Annotated in this window: 17 protein-coding genes; 10 read left to right on the top strand and 7 right to left on the bottom strand. The window is 63.1% G+C overall.

Translation table 11 applies throughout. From position 1 onward, the window contains the following. A partial coding sequence (locus LO50_RS15665) for an acyl-CoA thioesterase (RefSeq protein ID WP_044315582.1) occupies positions 1 to 287 on the top strand: 287 nt, incomplete at its 5' end. A gap of 63 nt (positions 288 to 350) precedes the next feature. On the opposite strand, the gene LO50_RS15660 is transcribed toward LO50_RS15665, so the two are convergent. From LO50_RS15660 to LO50_RS15650, 4 genes are all read right to left on the bottom strand, one after another. Further along, on the bottom strand, positions 351 to 899 hold the full coding sequence (locus tag LO50_RS15660) for a rhodanese-like domain-containing protein (protein ID WP_044315581.1): 549 nt from the start codon (positions 897 to 899) through the stop codon (positions 351 to 353). Between the two features lie 79 nt (positions 900 to 978). Next, a complete protein-coding gene (locus LO50_RS15655; RefSeq protein WP_236690596.1) occupies positions 979 to 1,407 on the bottom strand; it encodes a cytochrome b/b6 domain-containing protein in 429 nt (142 codons plus the stop codon). A 6-nt stretch (positions 1,408 to 1,413) separates the two neighbouring features. Continuing rightward, positions 1,414 to 1,575 (bottom strand): cytochrome b/b6 domain-containing protein, encoded by a 162-nt coding sequence (locus LO50_RS25405; protein WP_236690595.1) that lies wholly within the window; start codon positions 1,573 to 1,575, stop codon positions 1,414 to 1,416. 1 nt (position 1,576) lies between these two features. Further along, positions 1,577 to 3,163 carry a tetrathionate reductase family octaheme c-type cytochrome gene (locus LO50_RS15650; protein WP_044315580.1) on the bottom strand — a complete coding sequence of 529 codons (1,587 nt, stop codon included), beginning with the start codon at positions 3,161 to 3,163 and terminating at the stop codon, positions 1,577 to 1,579. A 402-nt stretch (positions 3,164 to 3,565) separates the two neighbouring features. Between LO50_RS15650 and LO50_RS15645 the strand changes: the two genes are divergently transcribed. The 9 genes from LO50_RS15645 to LO50_RS15605 all read left to right on the top strand — a co-directional run bounded on the left by LO50_RS15645 (position 3,566) and on the right by LO50_RS15605 (position 12,602). Further along, positions 3,566 to 4,021: a hypothetical protein gene (locus LO50_RS15645; protein ID WP_014820440.1), complete on the top strand. Its 456-nt coding sequence runs from the start codon at positions 3,566 to 3,568 to the stop codon at positions 4,019 to 4,021. A gap of 263 nt (positions 4,022 to 4,284) precedes the next feature. Next, positions 4,285 to 4,722, top strand: coding sequence for a YqaA family protein (locus LO50_RS15640; RefSeq protein ID WP_044315579.1), 438 nt, complete (start codon positions 4,285 to 4,287; stop codon positions 4,720 to 4,722). Positions 4,723 to 4,796: 74 nt separating this feature from the next. Beyond that, positions 4,797 to 5,864 (top strand): AraC family transcriptional regulator, encoded by a 1,068-nt coding sequence (locus LO50_RS15635; protein ID WP_044315578.1) that lies wholly within the window; start codon positions 4,797 to 4,799, stop codon positions 5,862 to 5,864. A gap of 177 nt (positions 5,865 to 6,041) precedes the next feature. Further along, complete coding sequence (locus LO50_RS15630; RefSeq protein WP_044315577.1) at positions 6,042 to 6,809, top strand: SDR family NAD(P)-dependent oxidoreductase; 768 nt, start codon at positions 6,042 to 6,044, stop codon at positions 6,807 to 6,809. A gap of 11 nt (positions 6,810 to 6,820) precedes the next feature. After that, a complete protein-coding gene (locus LO50_RS15625; protein WP_044315576.1) occupies positions 6,821 to 8,005 on the top strand; it encodes an acetyl-CoA C-acyltransferase in 1,185 nt (394 codons plus the stop codon). 10 nt (positions 8,006 to 8,015) lie between these two features. After that, positions 8,016 to 9,155, top strand: coding sequence for an acyl-CoA dehydrogenase (locus LO50_RS15620; RefSeq protein WP_044315575.1), 1,140 nt, complete (start codon positions 8,016 to 8,018; stop codon positions 9,153 to 9,155). 135 nt (positions 9,156 to 9,290) lie between these two features. Continuing rightward, entirely contained in the window at positions 9,291 to 10,910 is a 1,620-nt protein-coding gene (locus LO50_RS15615) for a long-chain fatty acid--CoA ligase (RefSeq protein WP_044315574.1), read from the top strand. 74 nt (positions 10,911 to 10,984) lie between these two features. Then, positions 10,985 to 12,067, top strand: coding sequence for a CaiB/BaiF CoA transferase family protein (locus tag LO50_RS15610; protein ID WP_044315573.1), 1,083 nt, complete (start codon positions 10,985 to 10,987; stop codon positions 12,065 to 12,067). A gap of 268 nt (positions 12,068 to 12,335) precedes the next feature. Beyond that, entirely contained in the window at positions 12,336 to 12,602 is a 267-nt protein-coding gene (locus LO50_RS15605; protein ID WP_014820432.1) for a hypothetical protein, read from the top strand. An 860-nt stretch (positions 12,603 to 13,462) separates the two neighbouring features. On the opposite strand, the gene LO50_RS15600 is transcribed toward LO50_RS15605, so the two are convergent. The 3 genes from LO50_RS15600 to LO50_RS15590 all read right to left on the bottom strand — a co-directional run. Continuing rightward, a complete protein-coding gene (locus LO50_RS15600; RefSeq protein ID WP_044315572.1) occupies positions 13,463 to 14,614 on the bottom strand; it encodes an acyl-CoA dehydrogenase family protein in 1,152 nt (383 codons plus the stop codon). Between the two features lie 38 nt (positions 14,615 to 14,652). Next, positions 14,653 to 15,747, bottom strand: coding sequence for an enoyl-CoA hydratase/isomerase family protein (locus LO50_RS15595; RefSeq protein WP_044315571.1), 1,095 nt, complete (start codon positions 15,745 to 15,747; stop codon positions 14,653 to 14,655). Positions 15,748 to 15,749: 2 nt separating this feature from the next. After that, positions 15,750 to 16,262, bottom strand: a 513-nt coding sequence (locus tag LO50_RS15590; RefSeq protein WP_044315570.1) for an NAD-binding protein, incomplete at its 5' end; no start/stop codon positions are given.

The following is a 16,262-nucleotide window of genomic DNA, read 5'->3' as shown; positions in this document are numbered from 1 at the left end:
GTGATGTACCCCGCGAGCCGATGACCGAAGCGCACCTGCTGGCGCTGGTCGATGCCTGGCCGCCTGCCGTGTTGCCGCATCTGAAGAGCTTCGCGCCCGGCAGTTCACTGACCTGGACCATCGAATTCATCCAGCCGTTGCCTGGACTCGACAGCCACGACTGGTGCATGTACCGCGCAGTTATCGAGCATGCCCGTGACGGCTACGGCCACTGCGCCGCGGCGTTGTGGACGCCAACCGGAGAATTGGTCGCGCTGAGCCGGCAAACGGTGACCGTTTTTGGCTGATGGCCGATCCGGCGGTGTGCGTTACCGATGTTCATCGCCGAGGTGCCGCGCTACGCGAGGGTTCTACTTGCGATCGGTGCGATAGATCTTTTCCGGATTCATCTTCGGGCTCCACGGCAGGCCGGCGTTCTGCCAGCCGTTCTGTAGGCGAAAACCTGCCTGCGGTCCTTCCTTTATCGCCGCGCCCTGAAATCCATCGACGACATACCGCGCATTGGGAAAACCGTTCTCACGCAGGAAATTCGCACTGGGTTTGCCACGCTCGCTGCCCGAGCGGCACATGGTGATGATTTCGGTGTCGGCGCCCAGCCCACGCTTGTCCAGTTCGGCCTGGATCTGCTCGAGGAACTTCGGATTACGGTTGGTCTGGAACGCACCGCGCTCGTCATTCCAGGAGTCCCGATTGACGAGCAGATACGGAATGTTGGTGTCCACGGCATCGGTGAAGCCGACGAACATGATCTCCACCGGGTCGCGGACGTCGATGAAGAGGACCTTTGCATCCTCCTGTTGGGCGCGGGCGTAGGCGTCTTGCGGGGTGACTTCGAGTTCTACTGCCTGGGCCGCGAAAGCCAGCATGCTGAGGGAAAGGGCGATCAATGAGGATTTCATCTGAAGCTCCGACATGAAAGAACGTAGATGTTCGGGTCATCTTATACCGGTGGGGGTATTTATCCACTCATTGATCCACTCAGTGCTTCTCTTCCCAACCGCTAACCATGGCTCTGATGTGTTCCAGGGGCGTCCGCCCGGTTGTGGCCAGGTACACATGCGCTATCAGGAAGATCAGCATCATGAACGCGCCCGCCGTGTGCAGCAGTGCGACCTGTTGCAAGCCGAGCCAGGGCGAGAGCTGCTCCTGCATCTGCTCCCAGAAGAGATAGAGCAGCCCGGTCAGCCATAGCAACGGGCCGATCATCACCTTGACGAACAGGTACGACAGGCGCTGCAACGGGTTGTGCTTGCGCTCCACCGTGATCTTGTACGGATGAGGAGCGCCGATGAAGATGCCGTGAACGTAGTAGCGCAGCATCCGGTCGATGTTTTTCAGTGTGGGAGTGTATTGATGCCACTGGCCGGTGGTGAAATGCCAGAAGATGCCGAATACCCACAACAGCATCAGCAGCTAGGCTGATACCTCGTGGATTTCAACCGCAGTGCGAAACTCCAGTAACGCGTGGCTGCCATGAACCGCGAAGCCGCTGAACAACAACGTGATGATCAGTGTGGCCTGCGACCAGTGCCAGAAGCGCTCGAAACGGGTAAACAGGTAGAGACGCTCGCCCATGTCAGTGACTCCTTCTGCGGCGGCGCGAGAGTACGCGCAAGGCGCCATGGATGAGGACGCCCAGCAGAGTGAGGCCAGCCAGCCCAAAACCGATCCGGTCGAGCAGGGGGCTGTGGTGCTTGCCAGTCAACCAGATGCCGGGTACAGCGCCGAGCCGGCTTTGCCTGGCATGGCATTGCGCGCAATCGAGCGCCTGTTCCTTCGGTGCGACCATATGGGTGATCGGCCACAGCATCGACGTGTCGACGAAGTCGAACTTTCCGCTGTAGGGTGCGCCAGAAGCGTCGGCTCCAGCCTGCAGGGCCTTGCCCCAATCAAAGTTGTACCAGAACGCCGTATCGTTCGGGATCGCGGTATGCGGCACCAGCAATGTCCGGAGTTCGGTATCGAAAGGCTGGCGCCCGTGAAAGGTTTTGACCGGCCAGATGCGTGCATCAGTGGCCCCCGGTGTGCCGTGGAAGCTATTGATCGGTACCCGGGTGCTTGGGTCTATTACAGTATCGGGTTGCACATAGCTAACCCGACCGTCGAACCAGACATAGTCGGGCACTACATCCTCGCCGAGTACGAAACTGCCCTTTCTGCTGTCGTAAAGAACCTGACCGCGCTCGTTGCGCGTCTGGAATGGCTTGCCGTTGGCGTCCATTCTTCCGGCGCTGGACCAGTCCCAGGCCATTTTGGTAGGCACGCCGCCGCGGGCGAAGGCCGGGATATGACAGCTCTGGCAGGCAAGCACGCTGGTGTGGTCATTAAGGCGCCCGGCGTGCAGCAGGTTTCCCTGGTGCGGCTTGTCGCCATGGCAGGACTGACAGGTCGAACGGTTGCGCTCGCTGCGCTCACCTCGAGTGACTGCGCCGTGCGGGTCGCTGGCAGTAACGTTGATGCGACTGCCGGCGATCCGGTGCTCCTCGGCAACGTGGCACGTCGAACAGGTGAAATCGAGACCCTCGGCGGCCATGTGTACGTCCAGCTCACGCGACGGCGCATTGAGCGACGAATCGAGATCGCCGTGCTTCACGCCGTCGCCACCGCCGCCGTAGTAATGGCAGGTTCCGCAGGTCCGGCGTGTGGTTGCACCAACATGGCGTGCCACGGCGGCCAGGTCGACCGGTTCGATGAATTTGCCTGAGCCGGGTGCGGTTTCGCTGCGCACCAGCGGCGGATGCCCGGCGAGGCCCGCAAGCTTGAGGTAGTTGCCGGTGTTATGGCAGGAAAGGCAGTCGACCTTGGTTTCGTCAGTAAAGTCGAAACTGGCGTCCTTCCAACCGTAGCCAATGTGGCAGGACTGGCAGAATGCCTCGTTGGACCGGTCGCCGATGCAGAAACCATTGAGCATGGTCTTCTTGCCCAGACGCTGACCGGTATCCGGGTTTATGTAGTCCCAGGTCCAGTGTCGCGTGGCCATGATCTGCTTGGCTGCCTTGCCGTGGCAACTCAGACAGGCCCGCGTTACTTCTTCGCCACTGGCGAAAGGACCCAGCAGGGCATCGAAACGAGCGTGATTGGCGGTGGATGCTTGCGCCAGGCCGCCAGCAAGCAGGAGCGGCGCTAGTAGCAGGGCGACGGTGCGCTGGCGGAATGCTTTCATTTGCCTCTCCCTTGCTGCATGGCAGCGGCGCTAGGTCCAGCATAGGTCACCCCTAGCAAACTGCTACTGCAGCCACTCCGTTTGCAGCAGCATGACGATGCCTCGCGGTAGCATCACCGCGCGACACGACGTGGTACATGAGCGTGCTTCCCTGGTGCTGGCCTAGCCGCCGGCGGGGCGATGGCACATGGCTTGCGAATCCACGCCCATCCTCGACCGTCTTTTTCCGGCCGGCAATGATCTGTAGCAAGGTTGCGCGGTGTGAACGGCCTTGGCGCAGCAGGGTGGACTAATCTCTTAATCAGCGTCATGTAACCGGACCTGGCAAGCGGACAGAATCAGGCACCGGTGAGACAGGCCTGTGCCGTGCTGTTTGCCGTCCTACCAGCGGAGATTTTGGCGATGAAGATCGAGCGATTCGAAGACCTGATCGACTGGACACGCGACACCCATGCCATGCTGGCTCGTTGCATGGCTCGCTGTTCCGACAAGCACGAAGAGACCCGAGCCAAATGGCTGCTGGTCTACATTGCCGACCACGAGAGAGCACTGGCGGAAACGGTCGACAAGATCGAGAAGCATGCCGACCCGAAGGCATTGCATACCTGGATCTACGACTATCTGACACGCAATCCCGTGTTGCGCAATCAGGCCTGTAAGGCTTACGACACCATGACGGTGGAGGAGATTTCCCTGGATATCTTCACCATTCATAACCAGGTGATCGATCTCTACCGCTCCTTGGCGCGTCGCGCCGAAATTGATGGTGCACGCAATCTCGCCGAGGACCTTCTACGCATGGAAGAGCACGAGACCATGCGTCTTGCTCGTCAGGTGAGCCGTATTCACGAGATGTGATGTCAGTGCGGCCCGTCCTGCCGTCCATGGCAATGTCCGAGCTCGGCAACACCGGGTGCCGCATGTACATTTGCCCTGTTGCCCTGTTGCCCTGTTGCCTTGTTGCAAGGTGACACAGTGACGCCGGCTAGTCTGTCGCGAGTGAATCGCCGCGGGCTTGGAGGTTCTTACTCAAGCATCATCCCAGCTGCAGTCACCGCCCAAGCGATGCGCTTTCCCGCATACTGCGCGCCGTCAGTCAGCATGGTTACGGTTGCATATCGATGGTGTCGCTCTCCGGCTATCTCGGCCTTTTTCTCGCGGCGTTCGGTGCCGCCACGCTGCTACCGATGCAGTCCGAGGCGGTGCTCGCCGGCCTCCTTCTTTCCGAACGCTACATGGTCTGGGCCCTGGTCGCCGTGGCCAGCCTCGGCAATGTGCTGGGCTCGGTTGTGAACTGGCTGCTCGGGCGTTACGTCGAGCATTTTCGCCACAAGCGCTGGTTTCCGGTCAACGAGCGGCAACTGACGAAGGCGCAGCACAGCTACCATCGCTACGGTCGCTGGACCTTGCTGCTCAGCTGGGTGCCGATCATCGGTGATCCGCTGACCCTGGTCGCCGGCGTGATGCGTGAGCCACTATGGAGCTTTCTGCTGATCGTCACGTTGGCGAAGACCGCGCGTTACCTCATGGTGATGGGGCTGACCCTGGGCTGGATGTGACGCAAGGGCTGACAGCGCGACCGTGCCTGGCCGATCATGGCGGCCAACGACTACAGGGCAGGAAACCGAGCCGCATGACCAGCGAGGCGCAAACGACAGCAGACGAGGCAGCCGTCTCGGCGATAGCCCGCCGGGACAGCATCAGCGTCCGTTTGGTGGCCGAGGCACTGCTGGGTTTCGTCGGGCCGCGGCTGAGCGCCGAGCAACTGCTGGAGGAAATCGGTCTCGACCCCGCCTGCCTGCAAGATCCCGACGGCCGCATGGACGTGCGCGACTACTCGCAACTCTGGCTGCGCCTGGCGCGGCGCTTCGATGACGAGTTCTTCGGCATGGACCCGCGCCGGCTGCGCTGGGGCAGCTTCGTCTTTCTCAGCCGCAGCTGCATCCAGCAGCCGACACTGGAGAAGGCGCTGGTTCACGCACTGAGCTTTCTCGGGCTGGGCCTGGAGAACCTGCGTGGCAAGCTGATCCGCAGCCAGAGCCTGGCTGAAGTGGTGCTGCGCGAACGCAACCCCGAGCCGGCGCGAGCCTTCTGCTACTTCACCTTCTGGATGCTCCTGCACGGCCTGGCCTGCTGGCTGGTGGGGCGGCGTATCCCACTGCTGGCGGTCGAGTTGCGTTGTGCCGAACCGGACTACACGGATGATTACCGCGTGATGTTCTCCGACAACCTGCGTTTCGGCCGGCCGTCGACGCGGATCATCTTCGCTGCCGAAGTGCTCGATCTGCCGATCCGTCGTAGCGAAGCAGAATTGCTGGCCTTTCTCGCCGAAGCGCCAGCCAACATCCTGGTGCGTTATCGCGACCACTCCAGCCTGGCCAGCCGCATCAAACAGCACCTGCGCAGCCTGCCCGCCGAACGCTGGCCGGACAGCGAGACGCTGGCGCAGACCCTGTGCATCTCGGCCTCGACCCTGCGTCGACGCCTGGCGGAAGCGGGGCAGCCGTATCAGGCGATCAAGGACGGCTTGCGTCAGGAGATGGCCACCGAGTGGCTGGCCGATGCTGCCATCAGCTACGGCGAGATCGCCGAGCGGCTTGGGTTTGCCGATGTCAGCTCGTTCTACAAGGCATTCCGCAAGTGGACGGGCATCAATCCCGGGCACTACCGCAATCTGATTCTGGCGCCGGCGCGGCGCTGATTACCTGCATCCCAACTTCAGCCCGCTGGCGCGCACCGCGGCGTTCGCGTGATTGCGTTTTGCCATTGGCCAAAACGGTCAGACAGGTTGAGAACATCGACCATTGCTGCACCCGTGTTGCTGTCCAAAGATAACTCCCGGCTTCACACCGAATAACAACAAGCACGGGAGAGCGCCATGCAGATTCGCGACAAGGTATTCCTCATTACTGGCGGCGCCTCCGGCCTTGGCGCTGCCGCGGCGCAGGCGCTGGTGGAGGCGGGCGGCAAGGTCGTACTCGTCGATCTGGATGAAGCCGCGGCCAACGCAACGGCACAGGCGCTGGGGCCGAACGCCTTGGGTGTCGCTGCCGATATTCGTGATGAGCAGGCCGCGCGCCATGCCGTCGCCACCGCCCGCGAACATTTCGGCGCGTTGCACGGGCTGGTCAACTGCGCCGGAGTCGCCGGCGGCGAAAAAGTCCTCGGCCGCAACGGGCCGCATAGTCTCGACGGCTTCAGTCGCATTGTCGGCATCAACCTGATCGGCAGCTTCAACATGTTGCGGCTGGCCGCCGAGGCGATGGCCGAGAACGCGCCTGACGAAGGTGGCGAGCGCGGTGCGATCATCAATACCGCATCGATCGCTGCCTTCGACGGGCAGATCGGCCAGGCGGCCTATGCCGCGTCCAAGGGCGGGGTGGTCAGCATGACCCTGCCTGCCGCCCGCGAATTGGCGCGCTTCGGCATCCGCGTGATGACCATCGCCCCCGGCGTGTTCGAGACGCCGATGATGGCCGGGATGACTCAGGAAATCCGCGACTCGCTGGCCGCCGGCGTGCCGTTTCCGCCACGCCTGGGCCACCCGGCCGAATACGCCGCGCTGGTGCGGCACATCTTCGAGAACAGCATGCTCAATGGCGAGGTGATCCGTCTCGACGGCGCCTTGCGCATGGCCGCCAAGTGAAGGAAGCAGAGATGAAAGATGATCCGATCGTAATCGTCAGCAGTGCGCGCACGCCCATGGGCGGTTTTCAGGGCGACCTGCAGGGGATGACCGCCTGGCAGCTCGGTGCTGCCGCCATCCGTGCCACCGTGGAACGCAGCGGCCTGCCGGCCGAGAACGTGCAGGACGTGCTGATGGGCTGCGTGCTGCCTGCCGGCCAGGGCCAGGCACCGGCGCGCCAGGCGGCATTGAGCGCCGGGCTGACCCGCGCCACCACCTGCACCACGGTCAACAAGATGTGCGGCTCGGGCATGCAGACGGTGATCATGGCCCACGACCAGCTGCTCGCCGGCAGTGTCGATATCGTCGTCGCCGGCGGGATGGAAAGCATGTCCAACGCGCCTTACCTGCTCGACCGCGCCCGTGGCGGCTATCGCATGGGGCATGGGCGGGTGCTCGACCATATGTTCCTCGACGGTCTGGAAGACTCGTTCGACAAGGGGCGGCTGATGGGCACCTTTGCCGAGGAATGCGCCGACGCGTTCGGCTTCAGCCGTGAAGCCCAGGACGCCTACGCGCTCGAGTCCCTGCGCCGCGCTCAGGTGGCCATAAGTGAGGGGCGTTTTGCCGAAGAGATCGTTGCGCTGGAGGTCACCCAGGGCAAACAGCAGCGGCAGATCCGCGACGACGAGCAGCCGCCCAAGGCTATGCCGGAAAAGATTCCCAGCCTGAAGCCGGCGTTCCGCGAGGGCGGCACGGTGACCGCGGCCAACTCCAGCTCGATTTCCGATGGTGCCGCCGCGCTGCTGCTGATGCGCCGCTCCGAAGCCGAGCGCTGGGGCCTGCAGCCACAGGCGGTGATCCACGGCCACGCGGCCTACGCTGATGCACCGAATCTGTTCACCACAGCGCCGATTGGCGCGATCCGCAAGCTGATGGAGCGCACCGGCTGGTCCACCGAAGACGTGGATCTGTTCGAGATCAACGAAGCCTTTGCCGTCGTCGCCATGGCCAGCATGCGCGAGTTGGGCTTGGACCACGCCAAGGTCAACGTCAACGGCGGTGCCTGCGCGCTCGGCCATCCCATCGGTGCCTCGGGCGCGCGGATCCTGGTGACGCTGCTTTCGGCCCTTCGTGCACGTGGTCTGCGCCGTGGCGTAGCGGCGATCTGCATTGGTGGCGGCGAAGCCACGGCCATGGCCGTCGAACTGATCTGAGGAGGCATCCATGCTGCCCAATGAAGATCAAAACGCGATCGCCGAGATGGCTCGCCAGTTCGCTCAGGAACGGCTGAGGCCTTTCGCCGAACAGTGGAGTCGCGAGCATCGCTATCCCGCCGAAGCGATTGCCGAGATGGCCGCGCTCGGCTTCTTCGGCATGCTGGTGCCAGAGCAGTGGGGTGGCAGCGACACCGGCTACCTGGCCTATGCCATGGCATTGGAAGAGATCGCCGCCGGTGACGGCGCCTGCTCGACCATCATGAGCGTGCACAACTCGGTAGGCTGCGTGCCGATCCTGCGTTTCGGCAACGACCAGCAAAAGCGCGACTTCCTCGGTCCGCTGGCACGCGGCGAGCAGATCGGCGCCTTCGCCCTCACCGAACCGCAGGCCGGCTCCGACGCCAGCAGCCTGCGTACTCTTGCCCGGCGTGACGGCGATCATTACGTGCTCAATGGTGCCAAGCAGTTCATCACGTCGGGCAAGCATGCCGGCACGGTGATCGTCTTCGCGGTGACCGATCCGGACGCCGGCAAGCGCGGTATCAGTGCCTTTATCGTGCCGACCGACAGCCCGGGCTATCAGGTGGTACGGGTCGAGGACAAGCTCGGTCAGCACGCGTCGGATACCTGCCAGATCGCATTCGAGGACCTGCGCGTGCCGGTGACCAACCGGTTGGGCGAGGAGGGCGAGGGCTATCGCATTGCCCTGGCCAATCTCGAAGGCGGACGCATCGGCATCGCCGCCCAGGCGGTGGGCATGGCGCGCGCGGCGTTCGAAGCGGCGCGTGATTACGCTCGCGACCGGGAGACCTTCGGCAAGCCGATCATCGAGCATCAGGCCGTGGCCTTCCGCCTGGCCGACATGGCCACCCAGATCGCCGTGGCGCGGCAGATGGTGCATCACGCCGCTGCGTTGCGCGAAGCCGGACGGCCGGCATTGGTGGAGGCGTCGATGGCCAAGCTGTTCGCCTCGGAGATGGCGGAGAAGGTCTGCTCGGCAGCGATACAGACCCTGGGTGGCTACGGCTACCTGTCCGACTTCCCGGTGGAGCGCATCTACCGCGACGTGCGGGTCTGCCAGATCTACGAAGGCACCAGCGATATTCAGCGCCTGGTCATCGCGCGCAACCTCGGAGGGCCGGCCTGAGCTGAACCAGCTGCGCCTGCGTGCCCCAAGGCGCATCGATACGTGATTTCAGTGGTGCCGGTAGAACGCCGTTTCCTCGACCGGCACTTGCACAATAAAAACAAGATAGAGGTAGGAAACATGCAACCAGGATTGATGCAGAACGCCCCCCTGTTGATCAGCAGCATCGTCACCCACGCCGCCCGTGCTCACGGTGATCGCGAAATCGTCTCGCGGCTGGTCGACGAACCCCTCTGGCGTTATGACTATGCCGGGCTCGCCGCCCGTTCGGCGCAGGCCGCCAGCATGCTGGGCAAGCTCGGCATCGGCCCCGGAGATTGCGTGTCGTCGCTGGGCTGGAATACTCACCGTCACTACGAGCTGTTCTTCGCCGTGCCCGGCATCGGCGCCGTGCTGCACACGGCCAACCCGCGGCTGTCGGACGAACAGATCGTCTACACCATCAACCACGCCGGCAGTCAGGTGCTGCTGTTCGACAGCAGCTTTGCTTCATGCGTCGCCCGGCTGCGGCCACGTCTGGGCAATATCCGCCATTTCATTGAACTGGCCGCGCAACCGAGTTCTGGCCTAGAGGATGTTCTGGGCTACGAGCAGCTGATCGCCGACGAGCAGCCGCTGGACTGGCCGCAGTTCGACGAGAACGCAGGCGCGGTGCTCTGTTACACCTCCGGCACCACTGGAGACCCCAAGGGTGTGCTCTACAGCCACCGCTCGGTGGTGCTGCATGCGATGGCCGCCGGCCTGTCCGGCGCGTTCGGCCTGTCCGCCTTCGATTGCATCATGCCGTGCTCGTCGCTCTATCACGGCACCGCCTGGGGCATCCCATTCGCAGCGGCGATCAATGGCTGCAAGTTCGTGCTGCCGTGCGACAAGATGGACGGCGCGAGCCTGCAGGAACTGATCAAGACCGAGGGCGTGACCCTGTCCGGCGGCGTGCCGACCATCTGGACCATGTACCTCGCCCATCTGGAACGTAGCGGTGAGGACTCCGGCAGCCTGGCGCGTCTGGTGATCGGCGGTTCCGCCGTTCCGCGGGCCATGGCCGAGACCTTCCAGACCAAGTACGGCGTCGCGGTCTGTCAGCTGTGGGGCATGACCGAGACCAGTCCGCTGGGCGTGGTGGCGACGCCGACGCCCAAGCTGGCCGAACGTGGCCAGCAGGCCACCAATGACACCATCTGGACGCGTCAGGGGCGCCTGCAATTCGGCATCGAGCTGAAGATCGTCGACGAGGAGGGACGCGAACTGCCGTGCGACGGCGTCAGTTCCGGCAGCCTCAAGGTGCGCGGCCCCTGGACGGTGGAGCGCTATTACCGCAGCGAAGTGAGCGCGCTGGATGAGGATGGCTGGTTCGACACCGGTGACATCGCCACGCTGGACGCCGATGGCTTCATGCGCATCACCGACCGCAGCAAGGACGTGATCAAGTCCGGCGGCGAATGGGTCAGCTCAATCGACATCGAAAACGTCGCGGCGGCCTGTCCCGGTGTGAAGGTGGCAGCCGTGGTCGGCGTGTTCCACCCCAAATGGGAAGAGCGTCCGGTACTGGTGATCGAGCCGCATGTCGATGCCGAGGTCACCGTAGATACGATCCTCGCCCATCTGGAGCCGAACATCGTCAAGTGGTGGATGCCGGACGCGGTGATCTTCGACGCGGTGCCATTGACCGCCACTGGCAAGATCGACAAGAAGGTGCTGCGCGAGCGCTATCGCAACCATCTGGTAGAGAACCAGCCCAGCGCCGTGAACCAGTAACGCCTGTTACCCATACGCGCTCCGTGCTTCGGTGCGGGGCGCGTCTGCGTGCGTGTGAATCTAGGAGATTTGCCATGAACGAACACGACGATGCCCGTAGCGGACCGCTGTGCGGCCTGCGCGTGCTGGAGTTTGCCGGGATAGGCCCAGGGCCGCACTGCGCGATGCTGTTGGCAGATATGGGCGCCGAAGTGCTGCGCATCGAACGCGAGGGTGGTAACGGCTGGCCGAACCCTGTGGTCGACCGTGGGCGCAAGACGCTGACGCTGGATATCCGCAGCGAAGCAGGGCGTGCGCGCTGCCTTGAGCTGGCGCAGACCGCCGATGTGCTGATCGAGGGTTTTCGGCCCGGCGTGATGGAAAGGCTCGGGCTCGGGCCGGAGGAGCTGCGGCAGCGCAATCGGAAACTGATCTACGGACGCATGACCGGTTGGGGGCAGACCGGGCCGTTGGCCAGGGCTGCCGGGCACGACATCAACTACATCGCCTTGACCGGCGCGCTGGCGGCAATCCGCGGCGAGAGCGGGACGGCGATTCCGCCGTTGAATCTGGTCGGCGATTTCGGCGGCGGCTCGCTCTATCTCGCCGTCGGCATCCTCGCCGCGCTGTGGGAGCGCGAACGTTCGGGGCAGGGACAGGTGATCGATGCGGCGATCGTCGATGGCGTGTCGTCGTTGATGACTTTCTTCGCCGGCCTGCTGCCGAGCGGGCGGATCGACATGCAACGCGAACGCAATCCGCTGGCTGGTGCTGCGCCGAACTACCGTTGCTATCGCTGCGCCGATGGTCGCGAGATTGCAATCGGGCCGCTGGAGCCACAGTTCTGGCACGAGCTGCTGGAGCGAATAGACGCACCGGAAGCGCTCTGGGTGGGCTGTGCCGATCCGGGCGAATGGCCTGTGCAGAGCGAGCTGCTGGAGCGGCTGTTCGCGACCCGCACGCGAGCCGAGTGGTGCGCCTTGCTCGAGGGCAGCGACGCCTGCTTCGCGCCGGTGCTTGAACTGGAAGAAGCGGCGCAGCACCCGCATCTGCGCCAGCGTGGCGTTTACCAAGACGTTGAGGGCGTGTTGCAGGCAGCACCGGCTCCGCGTTTTTCCCGCACGCCAGGCAAGGCGAGGCGGACGTTACGTTGCGGTGCGGAGGAGGGGTGGGACTGAGCTGCGCAGCTGACGGTAAGCACTGTTACGACGCACGCAGGCTTGCGCGCGAGTATCGAAGTCGACGATTTTCATGCTGCGAAAAAAAGCGCGTCCATTATTGGGCAAGCAGTCAGGAAAATGATTCCTGAATATATAACGCTTATATCGCAACACTGTTCAAAGTAATCATTCGGGGTCGACCAAAGTAGTGTGCAGCGCCCGTAAAGCGCGGCCTAGACGTGCCGCACGTCGGTTTTGGTTTGCGAGTTGGCACCAGCTGACTACTATGAAAACGGAGGCTGCTTATTACAACAAAAACGGGGAGTACAACGTCATGATTAATGATGCCGAACAACAAGTAGTTGCACTTGAACTGTGCCGTTTCCTGGCCCACTGCGTCGCTGCGATCGTTGTCGTGGGGATGCTGTTTGTGGCCCTCGTCGGATCCTGGCACGCTGCCCTCAGTGTAGGTGTCGTCCCTTTGCTCGCCATCATGGCCTGCGATTACCTAGCGAGACGCAAGGAAACTGCTGTGCAGACAGCAGACGCCTGATACGACACAGGCGCTAACCAGCCGAAGAACCTTTTTATGCCCATCGAGCGATAGACACCCTGACAGTGAACCACTGCCGGGGTGTCCTGCGTTATGCAGCCGCGAATCGGCTGGCAGACCCTTTCATATCACTATCGCGCCTTTGCACGTCGCCGCGCACAGAGGCGGTTACCCAAAGGTGTTACTCCTTTCGTACAGCGTAAACGGTCACTGAGGTGGGCGGTAACGAATCAGGCGCGAATTCTGTGCTCTCTGTGCATGCGTAAATCGTAACCTATTGAAAAATATGGAGTTATCGAAACTGGCACGACGAATGCTTTGTTATTGGCATAACAAGAACAAGAAAGCACATCCAATAACAAAAACAACACGTAGCGACTCCGACACAATAAAAACAAGCAGGTGGGAGACGTAGCAAACTGATTCTTTTGGAGAGGAATTGCCCGACAGGTTTCCTGTCGACCGGACCGAGAACAATAAAACTGCCTTGAGGCAGCTCCAGAACCGGTTGAGCCCGCGAGGGTAGTGGCAACATCAGCGACCAAAATAATCCGTTTGTTCTTTATGTCCCTTATGGGACTGCTACTCGGACGATGTCCGACCGGGCTGCCAACAAAAACAACAAGCCCGTCAGCAGAAGAAGAACAAAGCAACATGACCTGAAGGGGAGCCTAGCGGCTCCCCTTTTTATTTGGGCCGCAAGACAGCGGCCACGCTGTCAGGCGTTGTGGGCATTGATTGTGTAATTGAGTGGGCTTCGATACAGCCAGGCTGGCTTTGCCATGCGAGTGACGGCGCCCTTGTGACGAATGCCGAGCTGTCACATTGCAGCACGGCATTCGTCCAGCACGCAGTGGCGTTTACAGCGCGTAGTTCGCCAGCTCCCGCGCGATCAGCAGGCGCTGGATCTCGCTCGAACCCTCGTAAATCTGCGTGATACGGGCATCGCGGTAATAGCGCTCGACCGGATAATCCTCGAGATAGCCGTAGCCACCGTGGATCTGCACCGCCTGCGAACAGACCTTCTCCGCCATTTCCGAGGCAAACAGCTTGGCCTGCGAGGCTTCGGACAGGCATGGCAGGCCGGCGCTCTTCAGCCGCGCGGCATGCAGAATCAGCAGACGTGCCGCATTCAGCTGGGTCTGCATGTCGGCGAGCATGTTGGCGATGCTCTGGTGCTCGGCGATCGGCTTGCCGAACTGCACGCGCTCGCGGGCATAGAGCAGGGCGGCTTCGAAGGCCGCACGGGCGATACCCAGGGCTTGCGCGCCGATGCCGATACGGCCGCCTTCGAGGTTCGACAGCGCAATCGCCAGGCCCTTGCCACGCTCGCCAAGCAGGTTCGCCTGCGGGATTCGGCAGTCGCTGAGCGAGACCGCGCAGGTGTCCGAGGCGCGGATACCCATCTTGTGTTCGCTGCGCTCCACCGCGAAGCCGGGCGTGTCGGTGGGCACCAGAAAGGCGGAAAGTCCCTTCTTGCCTAGGTCCGGATCAGTCACCGCGAAAACAATGGCCAACTTCGCCCGCTTGGCATTGCTGCAAAACTGCTTGCTTCCGTTGAGTACCCACTGACCGTCCACCAGCTCCGCGCGGGTGCGCAGGTTGTGCGCCTCGGAGCCGGCCTGCGGTTCGGTGAGGGCGAAGCAGCCGATGGCGCGACCGCTGGCCAGTTCGGCCAGCCATTCGTCCTTCTGCGCCTGCGAGCCGTAGTTCAGCACCGGGCCGCAACCCACCGAGTTGTGGATGCTCATCAGCGCGCCGGTGGCGCCGTCGCCGGCGGAGATTTCCTCCACGGCCAGGGCGTAGGCGACGTAGTCGATGTAGCTGCCGCCCCATTCTTCCGGGACGACCATGCCGAGCAGGCCAAGCTCACCCATCTGGGCGACCAGGGCGTCGTCGATCCAGCCGGCCTTTTCCCAGGCCTGTGCATGGGGGGCGATCTCGCGGCGGGCGAAGTCGCGTGCCATGTCGCGGATCATGCGTTGGTCTTCGCTGAGTTCGAGGTCATGCATTGCGCGGTCTCTTCTTGTTGTTGTGCTGCAAAAGAGCTTCAGGCCGTGGCGCTGCGGCGTGTCTTGCCGGTGGTGGCCTTGAAGCCGTCGAAGAACGCCTGGACGCGCTCCGGCGTGACCTCTGCCAGCGTCGGCGGGTTCCAGCGCGGTGACTTGTCCTTGTCGATGATCAGCGCACGCACGCCTTCCATGATGTCGCCCTTGGCGAACCATTGGCGGTCCAGGTGCAGTTCCAAAGCGAAGCAGTCGGCCAGCGGCAGTTCGCGGCCGCGACGCAGCATCTCCAGGGTGACGCACATGGCCAGCGGCGAACGGCTGTCGAGCACCTTGAGCGTTTCCTCGGCCCAGTCGGCGAACTCCGGACGCGTCTCGGCGGCCAGCGATGCGCGAATCGCTGCCACGTCGCTTTTGCCGAAATGCTCATCGATGGCCTGATGCAGAGTCTTCAGCTCGGAACCCGGCAGTTTGTTGCTGCCCAGCGTCGCCACCAGGGTGCGCAACGCCTCCTGCGGATGAACGGACCAGCTCATGCGGTCCAGGCAGCGATCCAGCTCGGCGATCTGATCGTGGCTGACGCACCAGTCGGCCAGGCCCACGTGCAGTGCATCGGCGGCGCGGATCTGCAGGCCGGTGACGCCCATGTAGGTGCCAAGCTCACCCGGCAGGCGTGAGAGGAAATAGCTGCCGCCGACATCCGGGAAATAGCCGATGCCGACTTCCGGCATGCCCATGCGCACGCGCTCGGTAACCACCCGCAGCGACGCGCCCTGGACCAGGCCCATGCCGCCGCCGAGGACGAAACCGTCCATCAGCGCCAGCAGTGGTTTCGGGTAGGCATGGATGTACTGGTCGAGGGCGTATTCCTCCTCGAAGAAGGTTTCGTGCTCGGTGTCGCCGCGCTGGAAGCTGTCGTAAAGCGAACGGATGTCACCGCCGGCGCAGAAGGCTTTTTCGCCATTGGCACGCAGTACCACGGCATGAATCTGCGGATCGGCAGCCCAGGCGCTGAGCTGCTGGTGCAGCAGGCGGACCATTTCCAGGGTCACCGCGTTCAGCCCGGCCGGGCGGTTGAGGGTGAGGTGGCCAACGTGGTTGCGTACGGCGGCCAGCACGGGGCGTTCGGTTGCACTCATGGTCAGGTGTCCTTGCGGTACTGATTGATGATCGCCGAGAAATCCAGGTTGCCGTGGCCCTGGGCGCTGAAGCTTTGGTAGAGCTGCTGGGCGAGGGCGCCGAGGATCACCGGCTGGCGCACCTGCTTGGCGGCCTCGGTGGCCAGGCCCAGGTCCTTGAGCATCAGGTCGCTGCCGAAGCCGCCGCTGTAGCCGCGGGAGGCCGGAACGTTGTCCAGCACGCCAGGGAAGGGGTTGTAGGTGTCCGAGCTCCAGCAGCGGCCGCTGGAGGTGTTGATCACGCTAGCCAGGGTCTTGGCATCCATGCCCAGCGCGACGCCCAGTGCCATGGCTTCGGCGACGCCGATCATGGAGATGCCCAAGAGCATATTGTTGGCGACCTTGGCCACCTGGCCGTTGCCGGCTGCACCGCAGTGCACGATGTTCTTGCCCATGGCCGCGAGGATCGGCTGCGCACGGTCGAAGTCCGCGTCGCTGCCGCCGACCATAAAAGTCAGGGTGCCGGCTGCCGCCCC

This window comes from Stutzerimonas stutzeri (genome assembly GCF_000935215.1).
Taxonomy (GTDB): Bacteria; Pseudomonadota; Gammaproteobacteria; order Pseudomonadales; family Pseudomonadaceae; genus Stutzerimonas.
Note: the sequence above shows the minus strand (reverse complement) of the source record. Positions and strands in the feature narration are given on the sequence as shown.